Origin of the sequence: Chryseobacterium piscicola, assembly GCF_900156685.1 — a bacterium.
In the GTDB taxonomy this organism is placed as follows: Bacteria; Bacteroidota; Bacteroidia; order Flavobacteriales; family Weeksellaceae; genus Chryseobacterium; species Chryseobacterium piscicola.
In genome coordinates this window covers 1-15,121 of sequence record NZ_FTOJ01000010.1, presented here as the reverse complement: position 1 = coordinate 15,121, position 15,121 = coordinate 1, and the positions used below count along the sequence as shown (strand labels likewise).

The window sequence follows — 15,121 nt, the reverse complement described above, 5'->3', positions numbered from 1 at the left end:
AAAAACTATGAGCGAAAAAAAATTTTCAGAGTCACATAATGATGATGACAAACTAAGTACAGGACTTGCAATTGCATCTTTCTGCTTCCCAATTGTTGGGATTATTGTTTATTTTTCTAATAAGGGAACAAATCCCAATAAAGCTCAGTCAGCATGCCATGCTGCTTTGTGGGGATTCGGAATCGGTTTGGTTCTCAATATATTGGTAAGAGTTGCAGGAAATAATTAAAAAAATATAAAACATGAGTAAAAATTCTTCTTTAGGAGCAACTGACCTTTTTCTGGGAGTGCTCGCCATTTTATTAATCAGCGTAAGTTTTTATCAAACTTGGCTTGGTCTTGAGCAAATTTTCGGAAATGCCTCATTTGTTATCGCATTGGTTCTTTCCTTACTTTTACTTTTTCTATGCTGGATGTTACGCGCTGCAAAACTAGAAGGCAAACCAACCGGAAGTTTAGTTGGGATTTACATTTTTATCGCTTCATTTTGTTTTATCGCCAACTTTAATGCTTTGTATACGAGGTTTATGCGTACGGATATTTATACAGAGGAGCTACGTCTTATAGATAAAAAGCTAAATGATTTAGAAACTGATGTAGAATCTAAATTAAATTATACTGTAGCTAACTCAAAGACCAGACAAGAAATTAGAAGTGAGTTAAATTTATTAAAAACTCAAATTACAAGCCCGAGTAATCCAGGTATTGGAACAGAGGCAAAACAAATAATTAGTAGAATTGAAAAACTTTTGGGCCGAAAACTTACACCTCTTACACAAGTAAGTAATAATGCATCTGGCTATTCTGACTTGGCAGGCAGAATGGAAGAGCAAGTTGTAGAAATGGTTTACAACCTTTCACCAGAAGAAAAAAATCTGATGACTGATATTAATAATGCTGTTTTGAAATGGGATAAAGAAATACCTGCCATACTTGCATTACCAAATAACCAAATTAATGATATAGCACAAGGTAAAATAGACCAATCTTTGAACGAATACAATAAATTAGGTGGGAAAGCGAGCTCAATTTTAGGAAACGAAAAATTAAAATTCGAGCCAGCTACAACAGACACGCAAGAAATTGGAAAATTGGGTTATGCATTTAGACACGCTATCAGCAATTTTGGTTTCTCACAATTTATGGTTTTAGCAGGATGTATTTTGTTGGATTTTGTGATTGTGATTATTATTTTGTTGGTCACGAGTCCGGATAATAATAGTAATAAGAATGGAAGTGTATTTAATAACAAACGCAGCGGAAAAACAATAATCTAAAAATCATAAAATTATGGAATTGGAAAATGAACCTTTAAAACCTTTACTTTTAGATAACCAAAATGAAGAACTGAGACCTTTAGCAATTGATGATAATGAAGAATTAAAACCTCTCTCCATTGACACAAAAAGAGAATTAGTAAATGAAACTTTTGTTCCAATTGCTAAAAAAAATAATAATGAGATTAAAAATAGCGATAGCAACTTTGTTTTCTTTTTTGGACCCGCATCTTCTGGGAAATCAGTTATTTTAGCTACAATGCTTTATTACTTACGTTCACAAGCAGGAGTAATTAGACCTAAAATTGGGACGCCAAATACTGCTGAGGCAGAGAGTTTACTATACGATTATTTTGACAATATTAGCAAAGGTATTTTACCAGAAGGAACAACTAAAGATAAAGTTACGAGGTTGGATTTAGTTTTCGAACCAAATAATAAATCCAAAAAAGTTAATCCAATCAATCTTACTTTTTTAGAAACTTCGGGAGAAAATCATAATGAAATAAAACGTGGTGGAAATTATCATAGCAGTATAGAAACTTATCTATCAGCAAACTTACCACTAACATTTATAATTGTGACAAGTTATGAGAAAGCACATACAGATGATATTTTAATAAATACTTTTCTGAATAAATTGGAAAAGTATGAGAAAAAATTAAAATCTGTAAATATCATTCTTATTATTTCAAAATGGGATAAATCAGGTAGTACAAATGTAGAGGCAACTGCGGAACTTGAAAATTTTATTAGCGAAAGACTTCCCATGACTTCAACAGCCATGGACACATATGGTTTAGCAAAAACATTTTACACCATAGGAGAATTGAATGAAGAATCAAATAGAGTTACATTATTAAACTTAGAAAGAGCTCAGAAATTATCCGAATGGCTCTATGAAAGTATTACTGGCTATTCTTTAGATTATGAGGGGACCTTCTGGGAACGTATAAAATTTAGTTTTACAAATTAATGAGAAACATCAATTTAATAGCATTTGGGACATTCGGAGATCCTAACGGATTTACCCAAACTTATTTTTCAGGCGACCCAAGTAATACCGTTAAAGCATTTGATATACGAGGTTCCATCCGTTTGTTTTCTAATAGTTCTTTATATTCTATTGGAAAAGAATCAAATAATGGATACAATATAATTTCATATGCGGTTTATACTTATGCAAAAGAACCTACTTCTGCACGAGAAGGATCTTTTATAGGTTCTGCAATATTATTAAAAGATAAAATATTAGATGAAGGCATCATCATTAGTAATCTAAATGAGTTTCATACAAATTTATTAGCAAAATTTGTTGAAAATGATACGATAACAGTTAATCATTCAGATAAATTTTCTGTTAGCAAGCCTAAAGATTTTGATAAAATAAGTATTAACTTAAAAGATGTAATTAGCAATCTAAATTCGTTTCACACAAATAAAAACCTTTTCGTTTTCTGTGAAACTTCCCCTGAAAAATTACAAATTTTCTTTAAAAAATCAATTGATTTATTGAACGTATATGATACAATTTATTTTACTCGAAGTGAAGAAGTTGCAACATTTGTAGCACAAAAAGGTATTTTCAAATTTATTCAACAAGTCGGCGATAAAAAAGAATTTGACCAAGAAATCGATAAGTTAGAAATTGAAAGAAAGCAAAAAATAACAGATGCGATTGCAAAATTCGAAAAAAACAAACTACAACTTGAAGAGGAAAAAAATAGAGAAATAGAAAATAGAAAAAAGCAAATTGAGCAAAACCAACAGAAACAGTCAGAAAATCAGAAAAAAATTGAAGAATCAAAAAGTGATTTATCAAAATTAGAAAATCTATATAAAACGTTTGCTGGTCATATTTCTATTTTGATGTCCAATTTGCATTCTGGAAAAACTCTTGATGAAGTAAATAATTCTTACAAACAGTTTGAAAAAGAATTTAACGATGAAAAAAGAAAATTAAGCTCTACAAATCACGTTTCCTCAGTATCTAATCCTCGAAGTACCTCTCAAGTTTCTCCCTTTTCAAATCCTTATGAAAAACCTAATTATGGAAATGATGATGATGATGATGGAAAAAATAATTTTTCAAAAATTTTAACAATTATCTCCTTAGTTCTGAATGTTCTTCTAATTGGAGGCATAATTTATCTTTATTTTATAAATAGCGACAATAAAAAGAAGTTAGAAAATGCCGAAAACATTGCAACTTCAAAAGAAGTTATTGAATCTAATGAAAGTGATCCTGTTTTGGTTGAAAGCAAGCTCAACCCTATTCCAAACGATGTTGCAAAGAACAAAATTGAAGAAATACAAAATAAACTGATAGACAATTCAACAAAAATAGACGAAGTTGTGAAAATTGTTTTTGAAATAAATAAACCCATTGGAGATGCGTATAAATATCAAAAGGGTGATTATGAAGAGTATCTTATTAAAGAAAATCCTTCAGCATTCAATTCAAATAAAATTTTGATAAATAAGGATTCATTAAAAAAGATACCGTTTTATAAAGATGAAAATCTGAAAACTAAATCGGTAAATAATACTACTTCAACGAAATGAAACTAAAATTTTCAATCCCAATAATCATTTTACTCTCAGGTTGCAAACATCCTGAGAGTAAGATTTTTGATAGAGATAATGCAGCTCATAAGCCAGCTGAAATTGAGGACTATTCTAAAGAAAATGTATATATACCTATTGATAGTATCGAAGTAGCTGATGAAATCATCGAAGAAGCATCGCATCCACAAAATGTTCTTCCTATGGAAAATGAGAACGGCGTAAAATATGTCTGGATTGAAATCAATGGTTTAAAATTGAAATTTATTTTTGATACAGGTGCAAGTAGCATTTGTATTTCATCTTCAGAAGCAAGTGTACTTTACCGACAGGGAACACTTAAAAAAGAAGATATATTGGAAACGGAATATTTTCAGGATGCAACAGGAACGATTTCCGAGGGAACTAAAATCAATTTGAGAACTGTAAAAGTTGGAGATATTATTTTAAATAATGTAAAAGCAACTGTTATAGATAATGCAGATGCACCTTTGCTTCTCGGTCAATCTGTCTTAGAAAATTTTGGTACTATTGAAATTGATAACTATAATAACGTAATTATTTTCAAATGATTTATAAAACCCTCCTTTTCATCTTCCTTCCGTTCCTACTCTTTTCCCAAACCTACAAAGTCATCGGTGTAAAAGACGGTGACACGGTAGAACTCTTAATGAACGGAAAACCACAGGTCGTGAGATTATCAAATATTGATTGTCCAGAGAAAAAACAGCCTTTTGGTAATAATGCAAAACAGTTTGTTTCAGATTTATGTTTTGGAAAAATGGTGAGAATGTCAACAGACGGAAAAAAAGATAGAAACAAAAGATTAATTGCCGAAATTATTTTAAAAAATGGTAAAAACATTAACAAAGAACTCGTTAAGAACGGACTAGCGTGGCATTTTAAAAAATATTCTAAAGACAATAGCTATGATACTTTAGAAAAACAAGCAAGAAAACTTAAACTTGGTCTATGGAAAGACAAAAGCCCGATAGCGCCCTGGGATTGGAGAAAATCACGAAAATCCTCCTCGCCACACTCCTTCTCCTCTGCCTTTTAAAAATGCCTTACGGCTACTACCAACTCGTAAGATTCTTGGCATTCGCAGGATTTGGATATTTGGCAATTGACGCAAACAAAAAAAATGATGGAAAAATGATGTTTATCTTTATTGCATTGGCCATTTTATTTCAGCCATTTTTAAAAATTGCTCTCGGAAGATTCATCTGGAATGTTGTTGATGTTGTAGTTGCGGGGTTTCTAATTATTTCAGTTATAAAAAATATAAACAACCATGAAAAAAAGTAATCTAGCTCTAATACTAAGTCTTTTTCTGCTTTCTTGTACGAAAAAAGAGGAAAACAGTTTCAATAGCTTAAATTCAACCTCAGACAGCATTACCGCAAGTGTAGATTATAATAATGGAGTGGATGAAGAATCGGATGAAGAAAAGAAAATCCGTGAAGAAGAGGAGATGAAACTTCAAAAAGAAAAAGAAACCGAAGAATTATACGGTTCAAATTCTTTAGAAACAGGATCCACTCCATACTCAAAATATTACGGTGAAAATTCTGCATGTGATGAATATGGATGTTCTCAAATCAACGTGACAACAAGTAATTCTGATGTTCTTGTGACTCTCAAAAAAAACGATAATGTTGTTCGCCACGCCTACATTCGGGCTGGTGAGCAGTATTCTTTTTCTTTTCCGAACGGAACATATCAGATATTTTTCTACTACGGAAAAGGCTGGAATCCTGAAAAAATAATGAAGGGTGGAGAAATTAAAGGTGGATTTTTACACGATGAGGAAGTCGGTAAAGATGATCCAAAAGCGCTATTTAATAATATTCTGGAATATGAACTGATCTTACAGCATAACGGCAACTTCAGCACGCAACCAAGCAACTTAGACGAAGCCTTATAATTTTTTTAAAAAACGTCAAAATAAGGTATCCCGTAAGGAACTTCCAAAAACACTTTTTACCTTTGCAACGAAGATTACTAAAGAATCTGAAAACACAATAGTACATATATTTTTTAGGTGTAAAAACACAAATGATGAAAAAATTCCGACTCTATGAGCCGGAATTTTCATCTTTTATACTATGAAAAATAGCGTTTTAATTTTCTTTATATTTATTTTATACTTTAATGGAACATCTCTCAAAAAATCTGATGTTTATCTTTGTGATAGCACTGGCGGAAAAAAATATCATTATTCCAAAGACTGCCGGGGGTTATCTAGTTGCAAACATGAGATTATTAAGGTCAGTCTCAAAAAAGCGCAGACCTTGGGAAAAACACTTTGTGGTTGGGAAGATTAAAATCTATCCTAAAAACTCCTCCAAAGAAATAGTCTTTTGCTCCCCAGCTTCCAGATTTTTAAAAGTTACTGTTCGGTTTTTAATCTCTTCCTCTCCTAAGAAAACAAGATTTTTAATCCCTTTCTTTTCGGCGTAAGTGAATTGCTTATTTATTTTTGCACTTTCAGGATAAAGTTCTGCCGAAATCCCTTTTTCTCTTAATTGGATAATCAATTTTAAAGCCTCCAAAGTTTCTTCACCACCAAAATTCGCAAACAAATATTCTACATTAGAAGCAGCTTCTTCAGGGAAAAGATTCAACTCTTCCACCACAAGATAAATTCTATCAAGACCGAAAGAAATCCCTATTCCCGGAACATTTTTCACACCAAAAACTTCTGTAAGATTATCATATCTTCCGCCGCCGCCGATGGAACCCATTTGTGCTTCGTCTGCTTTCACTTCAAAAATTGCTCCTGTATAATAATCTAGTCCACGAGCTAAAGTGATATCAAAAACTAAATTCTGGATATCAACCCCTAAATTTAAAGACTGAGTGATGACAAATTCCAATTCTTCAACTCCTTTCAGTCCGATTTCGTTTCCTACAAATTTTTCTTTTAACTGAAGAAGATTTTCCAAGGCATCATTCGACTGGGTGAATAGGAAATCTAATTTATCAATAGATTCCTGAGAAATATTTCTTTCTAAAAGTTCCTTTACTATTCCATCCTTCCCAATTTTGTCTAATTTGTCTAAAGCGACAGTGAAATCAATCAGTTTATCTGTAATTCCAGCATATTCTGCCAAACCTGAAAGAATTTTTCTATTGTTGATATGAATGGTAACTGAGACTTTTAACTCTTTAAAAGATTTTAAATACAATTGCACCAATTCAACTTCCTGCCAAAGACTTTCGCTACCTACAACATCGGCATCACACTGATAAAATTCTCGGAATCTTCCTTTTTGTGGGCGATCTGCTCTCCAAACCGGCTGTATTTGGAAACGTTTGTAAGGGAAAGTCAATTTCCCGTGATTCATGGCTACAAATCTTGCGAAGGGAACTGTAAGGTCATAGCGAAGTGCTTTATCTGTAAGGGTTTCAGCACTGAAAGGCTTATCTAAAGCTTTCTGAAAATCATTCATCATCTGAGTTTTCTTCTCGTCTTTCGCTTCGTTGATGCTTGAATTCAAAATCTTAAAAATCAAACGATCTCCTTCTTCTCCATACTTCCCTGTAAGAGTGGAAAGATTTTCAAAACTTGGGGTTTCCAAAGCCTGGAAACCAAAAAGCTCAAAATTCTTCTGTAATATATTGATAATGTATTTTCTTCTTGAAACTTCCAGTGACATAAAATCTCTAGTTCCTTTTGCTAAGCTTGGCTTCATTATTATAAATGATAATTGATGGTTGATAAATGATATTCTTGCAAAAATAAGGAATTGAAAGGACTTTTAAATCAATAAAAAAAACCGGAGAAAATTTTCCTCCGGCCTCTCATTTAATCATTTGTGTTTTTATTTCAGACACTTTCTAAGATTTCCAGAATCTCTTCGCCATAATTTTCTATTTTATGCTTTCCGAAACCTTTGATATCTAGAAGTTCTTGCTTTTTCGAAGGTTTATATTTGGCGACGGAAGTAAGCTCTTTATTTGTCGCAATAAAGTAAGTTGGCAAGCTTTGCTCTCGTGCTTTTTCTGATCGCCAAAGTTTCAGAGCTTCCAGAATTCTGATTTCACTTTCTGTTAACACGTCATCTTCAGCAGAATACTTCTGAGATTTTGTTTCTTTCACAAAATTCGGCGTATCGGGAAACCTTCTGTAATAAAGGATTACAGACCACGATTGATCTTCTGTCACAAACGCAGTATCAAATTTCACAACTTCATTTTCTACAAGAAAATGGTCAACTTTATGCTGATCGTCCATTAGAAATTCTTCAGCAATTCTCACTTTAAATACTTTAATATGCATTACCGTGTTTTTTGAAAATTACCCTTGTCTTGTTCCCAAAAGAACCACTTCATCTACTCTTATTTCTGTAATGAATCTCTTATTTCCGTCTTTATCGTCGTACGATCTGTAGATGATCTTTCCTTCTACACAAATTTCTTTTCCTTTTTGTACATATTTCTCCATAATATCAGCAATTTTGCCGTTGGCTACAAGATTGTGCCATTGCGTTTCTTCTACTTTTTCGCCTTTTGCATTGGTATAATAATCATTGGTTGCCAGCGATACTTTTGCAATTTTACCATTTTCGAAGTTTACGATTTCAACTTCTTTACCTGTGTAACCGATTAATGTTACTCGATTTCTTAGTGACATAATTTTGTATTTTTTTTAAATTTAAATATTCAGATAAGAGAGCTTCACTGTTGGTCTCAAATCTCTGTTGCAAAGATTCATCAGACTTTAAAATTTATTCGGTAAAAAAATATTTAAATTCGTTTGTAGTCGTTTGAAAATGGATTTGTATCTAATAATCAACTAATTAAAATAAAAATTATTTTCTAGTTTAATTAGATTATTGCGTATATTTGAGAGTTAGGCGACACCCAACCAAACAGACCGCCAAAACTGAACTTTCTAAAAAACTTTGGACTTTATTTGTCCATTTCTAAATTAGTTGTATATTTGGACAAAATATGACCAAATGACTATTTTAAAAAAACATACATCTTTTGGAGAACTTTTGAGAAGTTTACGAGAAGAAACAGGACAGACATTAAAAACCGTTGCAGAAAATTTGCAAATGGACACTTCCCTACTTGCGAAAATCGAACGGAACGAAAGACAACCGACAAAACTAATTATTAGCCAAGTTTCTGAATATTTTCACGTTGACAAAAAAGAATTACAATCTGAATTTTTGAGCGACCAAATTGCTTATAAAATTATGGACGAAGAAGCTGACATCGAAATCCTAAAAGTTGCCGAAGAAAAAGTAAAATATCTAAAAACTGTGAACAATGGAAAATAAAATAAAAGTTGTTGAATTGTTTGCAGGTGTTGGAGGTTTCAGACTTGGACTTGAAGGCTGGAACGGAAAATCTGCATCATCAAACTATAAAAAATCTTTTGAAACAAACTACGAAGTAGTTTGGAGTAATCAATGGGAACCATCAACGAAAGTACAACACGCTTCTGCGGTTTATGAAAGACGTTTTGGAATGGATAATCATTCAAATCAAGATATTGCAAGCGTTGAAGTTTCTGATATTCCCGACCACGATTTGTTGGTTGGCGGTTTCCCTTGTCAAGATTATTCGGTTGCAACAACACTAAAAAACTCGAAAGGTTTGATTGGAAAAAAAGGTGTTTTGTGGTGGTCAATTCACAAAATTCTTTCAGAAAAAGAGAATAAACCAAAATATATTTTTCTTGAAAATGTTGACAGATTATTGATTTCGCCATCTGGACAACGTGGACGAGATTTTGCAATTATTCTAAAAAGTTTAAACGATTTAGGTTACGCAGTTGAATGGCGAGTTGTGAATGCTGCCGAATTTGGAATGCCACAAAGACGAAGAAGAATTTTCATTTTGGCGTATTTAAACAATACAGAAATTTACGAAAATATAAAAAACATCAAACCGATTGAATGGATTTTGGAAGATGGAACTTTAGCAAATTCGTTTCCTGTTTCAACAGAAAATTCTTTGTTTCCAAAAGAATTTAAACTAAAAGGCGACATCGTTTCAATTTCTGAAAACTTCAACAAAGGAGGAAAAACAGGACTATTTGAAAACTCGGGATTAATGATTGACGGAAACGTTACAACCATTAAAACGCAACCGAATTACGAGGGAAAATTTACTATTCTAAAAGATTTAATTCAAAACGGAGAAGTAACAGAAGAGTTTTACATCAACGACCAGGATTTGGACAAATGGAAATATTTGAAAGGTCCGAAAAAAGAAATGCGGAAAAATGCAGACGGTTTTGAGTACAATTATAGTGAAGGCGGAATGATTTTTCCAGATCCATTAGACAAAGCATCAAGAACAATTATAACAGGCGAAGGTGGAAAATCGGCATCACGATTTAAACACGTTATTCAAACGCCAAAAGGTTACAGAAGATTGTCGCCAATTGAATTGGAACGTTTAAATATGTTTCCTGACGACCACACAAAAATTGACGGAATTACAGATACAAAAAGAGCTTTTTTTATGGGAAATGCTTTGGTTGTTGGTGTTATTGAAAAAATTGGTATTGCTCTAACAGAAAAAATAAAGAATGAAATTACCGTATAATCCAAGCGATAAAAACTCTGTTATTGAGTATGCGAAAAAACTAAAAGGTAAATCTTTACGTCAAATTTGTAATCCAAATATTTTGGAACATTCTTATTCGGGAAAAGGAAACTTTGGACAAGTTTTAGAGAAGTTTTATTTTGGTTACGAACCCAATTCGACAGCAGAAGCAGATTTTGCTCAAATTGGAATGGAGTTAAAATCTTCGCCACTAAAACAACTTAAAAACAATGAATATCGCTCAAAAGAGCGATTGGTTTTGAACATCATAAATTATTTGAATGTTGTAAACCAAAATTTTGAAAATAGTGATTTCATCAAAAAGAATGCAAGCATTCTTTTGATTTTCTATTTGCATCAAGCTGGTTACGACATTTTAGATTTGATTATAAAACTGGTTGATGAATGGAGTTTTCCGTCAACAGATTTAGAAATAATCAAAAAAGATTGGGAAACTATTACAAAGAAAATCGCTGACGGAAAAGCTCACGAACTTTCGGAGGGCGACACTTTTTATCTTGGAGCTTGTACAAAAGGAGCAAATGCATTGTCGGTTAGAAAACAACCATTTTCAGAAATCCCTGCAAAACAAAGAGCATATTCTTTTAAGCAAGGTTATGTAAATCACATAATTGCTTCAATTGCTGGCGAAACCAAAGAGATTTATGGAAAAATTATTCCATCAGTTTCTGTTGCTAAAAAACAAACAATTGAAGAAATTGTAATTTCAAAATTCAAACCATATTATGGAAAAACAGAAGAAGAAATTGTAAAAAGTTTAAAAATTGAAATTAACACAAAAGCAAAAAGTTTTTATGCAAACTTGACAAAGGCTATTCTTGGAATTTCACTTGATAAAGAAATTGAAGAATTTGAAAAAGCCGAAATTATTGTAAAAACGGTTCGCTTAAAAGAAAACAATTTGCCTAAAGAAGATATTTCATTTCCAACATTTAAATACGAAGAACTTGTAAATGAAGATTGGGAAAACTCTGATTTCAAAGATATTTTGGAACATAAATTTCTGTTTGTATTCTTCCAATTTGAAAACGAAAAACTGGTTTTACGAAAAGTAAAGTTTTGGAATATGCCATATTTGGACTTGCTTGAAGTTGAAAAAGTTTGGAATAAAACTCAAGAAATTGTTGCAAAAGGCGAAATCGTAAAAGAAATAAAAACTAACAAAAATGGCAAGGAAGTTCGTTTCACGAACTTTCCTAGCAAAAAATTCAGTTCCATTTCTCACGTTCGACCTCACGCAAAAGATGCTTCTGACGCTTATCCTTTACCGAACAAAGACAAATTGACAAAGGAAATGGAATATACAAAACATTGTTTTTGGCTAAATAACAGCTATGTGAAAGACGAAATATATTTAAAAAAATGAACGAAATAAAAAGGGCAATCGCCTAACAACGGTTTTGCGTAATGGCGGGTTTAGTGCTAAATTCAAGTTCAGTTTTTCAATTGAACATTCGTTCAAAATTGAAAGTTTCGTCTTCGAAATCCGCCACTACGCAAAGCCGCGAAACGTGAGCTGATATGCTTTCAGAACAAAACTGACACAATGAAAATATCCGAAAAATCTAACAAAGAAATTATTGAACAACTGACCAAAATCGCAAATAATTTCGACTCTTCTAAAGAAAATTATCTCTTGTCTTATCCACATTTTTTGAATTATTTTAAAAATCTTCAAACTATAAATCTGGAGAATATAATCATTGGGATAAGTTTCACTTATTCTTGGATGCCAACAATTTTGAAGTCAATACAACTCGAAAAAACTGATGAAATTCTTTCAATTTTAAACGCAGTAAAAAACGGACAGAAAATAAATGAAGAACAACTAGCAACTTTGAAAAGAGCCTTTAACAATTCGCTTGTTGGAACTTCAAAATTATTACATTTCATCAACCCAAAACAATATGCAATTTGGGACAGCCGAGTTTTTCGTTTTTTAAACAATGAAGAACCTCATAAATACAAACTTGAAAAACCTAAAACTTACATTGAATACATTAAGTTTATCGAAAACTTAAAAAATGAAACAACTTTTGAAGTATTCTATAAACTGATGAAACAAAAAGTTGGTTATGAAATTACAGAATATAGAGCTTTAGAACTTGCATTTTTTAAAGGTGAATAATTATGGAATTAACTTATCGTGAACAAATCATTCAGACAATAAATAATTTAATTGAAGCAAGAGAAATAATCTTTGAACAAATTGTGAATCTTGCAATGTCAAATGAGTTCAGTCATTTAAAAGACGCATTTGACCAAGGCGATATTTATTCATTTTCCTTAAAACATTTTGAAGAAATGGAAGATGTAAATGTTCAAAAAATTGTGAAACTTTGTAGAAAAACGGAAGAAATAATTTTTACAATTATGGACTTAAACGGAATTAACGAAAACGAAGTGAACCTAAATGACGAATAAGCACATCTGCTAATAACTAAGCTTTCGTTTTGTCTGAAAGACAAGAAATGAATTTACAAAAAACCAAAAAAAAATAAAAACTTTGAGGTAAAGCCCGTTGAACGGAACCTCCGGTGGCTTTTCCTCCCCATTGGGTAATTTTATGGAGTTATCGTTTGTAGAATAGAGATTTACAAAGCAGTTTTTTAAAAGAACTGCTTTTTTTTGTGGCGTTTGGTAGCAACTCTTGCATTTTGTAGTTTCAATGATCATCTTCCACAAAAAACATCAATAAAGCGAACCGGATTTTCTCCAGAAATCGAATCTTCTAAACTCGTAAAAACCATTTGATTGCGGGCAATCCCAGTGATGTGTTGCATCATTAAATATACAAATTCCTTCCCAAATTATTGAAATTATTTACCTATTTTTGATTAAAATAAACGAAGATTTTTTCACAGACTGACGTTATGAGAAATAATGCAAAGACAAAAATATGAACAAGATTAAATTTTATCTACAAAGAATATATCGTTTAACACTTAGCTTCAAAAAACAAGAAGAACGGGTGTGGAAAGAGTTAAAAAAACTTCATAGCGATGCTGATTGGAAACACGGAGTCTATGAGAAGGAGAAATATATTGAGACAATATTTGAAATCGGCAAAGAACAAGGAGGTGCTTTCTATTATATGATTTATGATGGCAGCTTCCATTGTAGAGTGAAAATATTAGAGGATTACCCTATAGAGTTAACAACTGATTTATTCATTCTTGCAGCACATTTCAATAATTTGTTGAATAATGGAGTTGTTATAGTGAATGTAAATAGTCATTATGTAGAGTATCATCAAAAGAGAGTTTTGTTAATACCGCTTTTATATAATAGTGAAATACACGGTCAATTGAACCGACACTATAATACTTCAAAAGATATTTACTCCGCATTTCAAAGACTTGTCATTGAGCAAGAAGCTCCAGCGATAATAATTGCAGATCTACTAAAAGACAATGACGCAAAAGATGATGAAACAAAATAATACTTCTCATAATAACTAAGCTTTCGTTGGGCTTGAAAAGCCAACAATGAAAGCCCGTTGAACGAAACCTTCGGTGGCTTTTACTCCCCACTTGGTAATCTTATGGAGTTGTCGTTTTTAGAATTTTGATATACAAAGCAGTTTTTAGAAGGACTGCTTTTTTTGTGGCGTTTGGTAGCATCCCTTATCTTTTGTAGTTTATTCGACCGTTTTGCCCAAAAACACTTGTGCTACTTTTCAACAAAAGCATCAATAAAGCAAACTGGATTTTCTCCAGAAATAGAATCTTCTAAACTCGTAAAAACCATTTGATTGCGGGCAATCCCAGTGATGTGTTCCATCATTAAATATACAAATTTCTTCCTAAATTATTGAAATTATTTACCTATTTTTGATTACAATAAACGGAGGTTTTTTCACAGACTGACGTTGTCCGCAATCTCAAAAATCACCATAAACTTAAAAATGAATTTAAAAATAGTAGTTACAATTTGTTTTTTAATATTTCTGTGTAATTGTCAAGAATCAAAAGATGAAGCTTTACTAAATTACTTGAAAAAAAATTACACCAAGAATGGAGAAAATTTAAAAATTATTGAAATTAGAGCTTTTACAAACAGAGATGAAGATAGTATAGCTTCAGGAGAATATTTAACTAAAGCCATAATAACAAATGATTCTGATTCTTCTGAAATTTATCTGAAAACCAGCGATTTTTACAGAGGTAAATATTTGTCGACAGAAAAAAAACAAGAAGTCGTACCGAAAATATACATTGCCAAAGTAGCAATAAATATAGACACCATAAATTTTTATGTAAATACTAGCAATGAAATTATTTATTATTTTCCTACAAAAGATATAATGAAATCACATAAAATAATTAAATAGAGACTGCGTACAATAACTAAGCTTTCGTTGGGCTTGAAAAGCCAACAATGAAAGCCCGTTGAACGGAACCTTCGGTGGCTTTTCCTCCCCACTTGGTAACCTTATGGAGTTGTCGTTTTTAGAATTTAGGATAGAATAGCAGTTTTTTAGAAGGACTGCTTTTTTTGTGGCGTTTGGTAGCATCCCTTATCTTTTGTAGTTTATTCGACCGTTTTGCCCAAAAACACTTGTGCTCCTTTTTCACGAAAGCATCAATAAAGCGAACAGGATTATCTTCAGAAATAGAATCTTCTAAACTCTTAAAAAACATTTGACTGCGGGCGATCCCGGGAATGTGCAGCATCATTAAATATAC

Annotated in this window: 19 protein-coding genes; 15 read left to right on the top strand and 4 right to left on the bottom strand. The window is 32.0% G+C overall.

The window, feature by feature from the left end; all coding sequences use genetic code 11:
• Window positions 1-7: 7 nt before the first annotated feature.
• Genes BW939_RS13575 through BW939_RS13540 form a run of 8 tightly spaced genes read left to right on the top strand, consistent with a single transcriptional unit; the run spans window position 8 to window position 5,769 of the window.
• Entirely contained in the window at window positions 8-229 is a 222-nt protein-coding gene (locus BW939_RS13575; RefSeq protein WP_076452563.1) for a hypothetical protein, read from the top strand.
• A gap of 13 nt (window positions 230-242) precedes the next feature.
• Complete coding sequence (locus tag BW939_RS13570; protein ID WP_076452562.1) at window positions 243-1,277, top strand: hypothetical protein; 1,035 nt, start codon at window positions 243-245, stop codon at window positions 1,275-1,277.
• 13 nt (window positions 1,278-1,290) lie between these two features.
• Window positions 1,291-2,253, top strand: a complete 963-nt coding sequence (locus BW939_RS13565; protein ID WP_076452561.1) for a hypothetical protein — start codon at window positions 1,291-1,293, stop codon at window positions 2,251-2,253.
• The gene (locus BW939_RS13560) at window positions 2,253-3,842 is read left to right on the top strand and encodes a hypothetical protein (RefSeq protein WP_076452560.1); all 1,590 of its coding nucleotides are present in this window, start codon (window positions 2,253-2,255) and stop codon (window positions 3,840-3,842) included. The genes BW939_RS13565 and BW939_RS13560 overlap by 1 nt, the downstream gene beginning before the upstream one ends.
• A complete protein-coding gene (locus BW939_RS13555) occupies window positions 3,839-4,414 on the top strand; it encodes a retropepsin-like aspartic protease family protein (RefSeq protein WP_076452559.1) in 576 nt (191 codons plus the stop codon). Before BW939_RS13560 ends, BW939_RS13555 begins: the two co-directional genes overlap by 4 nt.
• Entirely contained in the window at window positions 4,411-4,902 is a 492-nt protein-coding gene (locus BW939_RS13550) for a thermonuclease family protein (protein ID WP_076452558.1), read from the top strand. Before BW939_RS13555 ends, BW939_RS13550 begins: the two co-directional genes overlap by 4 nt.
• Before the next feature lie 2 nt (window positions 4,903-4,904).
• Window positions 4,905-5,150 carry a DUF6804 family protein gene (locus tag BW939_RS13545; RefSeq protein ID WP_228417246.1) on the top strand — a complete coding sequence of 82 codons (246 nt, stop codon included), beginning with the start codon at window positions 4,905-4,907 and terminating at the stop codon, window positions 5,148-5,150.
• Window positions 5,137-5,769: a hypothetical protein gene (locus BW939_RS13540; protein WP_076452556.1), complete on the top strand. Its 633-nt coding sequence runs from the start codon at window positions 5,137-5,139 to the stop codon at window positions 5,767-5,769. The genes BW939_RS13545 and BW939_RS13540 overlap by 14 nt, the downstream gene beginning before the upstream one ends.
• Window positions 5,770-6,172: 403 nt before the next feature.
• Here the strand turns inward: BW939_RS13540 and hisS are convergent, their stop codons facing one another.
• The 3 genes from hisS to BW939_RS13520 form a co-directional block, all read right to left on the bottom strand.
• Complete coding sequence (gene hisS / locus BW939_RS13530; protein WP_076452554.1) at window positions 6,173-7,540, bottom strand: histidine--tRNA ligase; 1,368 nt, start codon at window positions 7,538-7,540, stop codon at window positions 6,173-6,175.
• Window positions 7,541-7,674: 134 nt separating this feature from the next.
• The gene (locus BW939_RS13525; RefSeq protein ID WP_076452553.1) at window positions 7,675-8,127 is read right to left on the bottom strand and encodes an HRDC domain-containing protein; all 453 of its coding nucleotides are present in this window, start codon (window positions 8,125-8,127) and stop codon (window positions 7,675-7,677) included.
• 18 nt (window positions 8,128-8,145) lie between these two features.
• A complete protein-coding gene (locus tag BW939_RS13520) occupies window positions 8,146-8,481 on the bottom strand; it encodes a single-stranded DNA-binding protein (RefSeq protein WP_076452552.1) in 336 nt (111 codons plus the stop codon).
• Between the two features lie 328 nt (window positions 8,482-8,809).
• Here BW939_RS13520 and BW939_RS13515 point away from each other — a divergent pair, with 328 nt between their 5' ends.
• From BW939_RS13515 to BW939_RS13480, 7 genes are all read left to right on the top strand, one after another.
• On the top strand, window positions 8,810-9,136 hold the full coding sequence (locus BW939_RS13515; RefSeq protein ID WP_076452551.1) for a helix-turn-helix domain-containing protein: 327 nt from the start codon (window positions 8,810-8,812) through the stop codon (window positions 9,134-9,136).
• Window positions 9,126-10,412, top strand: coding sequence for a DNA (cytosine-5-)-methyltransferase (dcm, locus tag BW939_RS13510; RefSeq protein ID WP_076452550.1), 1,287 nt, complete (start codon window positions 9,126-9,128; stop codon window positions 10,410-10,412). The genes BW939_RS13515 and dcm overlap by 11 nt, the downstream gene beginning before the upstream one ends.
• Window positions 10,396-11,799: a Sau3AI family type II restriction endonuclease gene (locus BW939_RS13505; RefSeq protein WP_076452549.1), complete on the top strand. Its 1,404-nt coding sequence runs from the start codon at window positions 10,396-10,398 to the stop codon at window positions 11,797-11,799. Before dcm ends, BW939_RS13505 begins: the two co-directional genes overlap by 17 nt.
• Window positions 11,800-11,979: 180 nt before the next feature.
• Window positions 11,980-12,561, top strand: a complete 582-nt coding sequence (locus BW939_RS13500; protein ID WP_076452548.1) for a hypothetical protein — start codon at window positions 11,980-11,982, stop codon at window positions 12,559-12,561.
• Window positions 12,562-12,563: 2 nt separating this feature from the next.
• Window positions 12,564-12,857, top strand: a complete 294-nt coding sequence (locus BW939_RS13495; RefSeq protein ID WP_034981965.1) for a hypothetical protein — start codon at window positions 12,564-12,566, stop codon at window positions 12,855-12,857.
• Between the two features lie 475 nt (window positions 12,858-13,332).
• Window positions 13,333-13,875 carry a hypothetical protein gene (locus BW939_RS13485; RefSeq protein ID WP_076452546.1) on the top strand — a complete coding sequence of 181 codons (543 nt, stop codon included), beginning with the start codon at window positions 13,333-13,335 and terminating at the stop codon, window positions 13,873-13,875.
• Between the two features lie 465 nt (window positions 13,876-14,340).
• A complete protein-coding gene (locus tag BW939_RS13480) occupies window positions 14,341-14,766 on the top strand; it encodes a hypothetical protein (RefSeq protein WP_123891598.1) in 426 nt (141 codons plus the stop codon).
• A 118-nt stretch (window positions 14,767-14,884) separates the two neighbouring features.
• On the opposite strand, the gene BW939_RS15885 is transcribed toward BW939_RS13480, so the two are convergent.
• The coding region (locus BW939_RS15885) for a hypothetical protein (protein WP_159439278.1) at window positions 14,885-15,121 on the bottom strand (237 nt) is incomplete at its 5' end.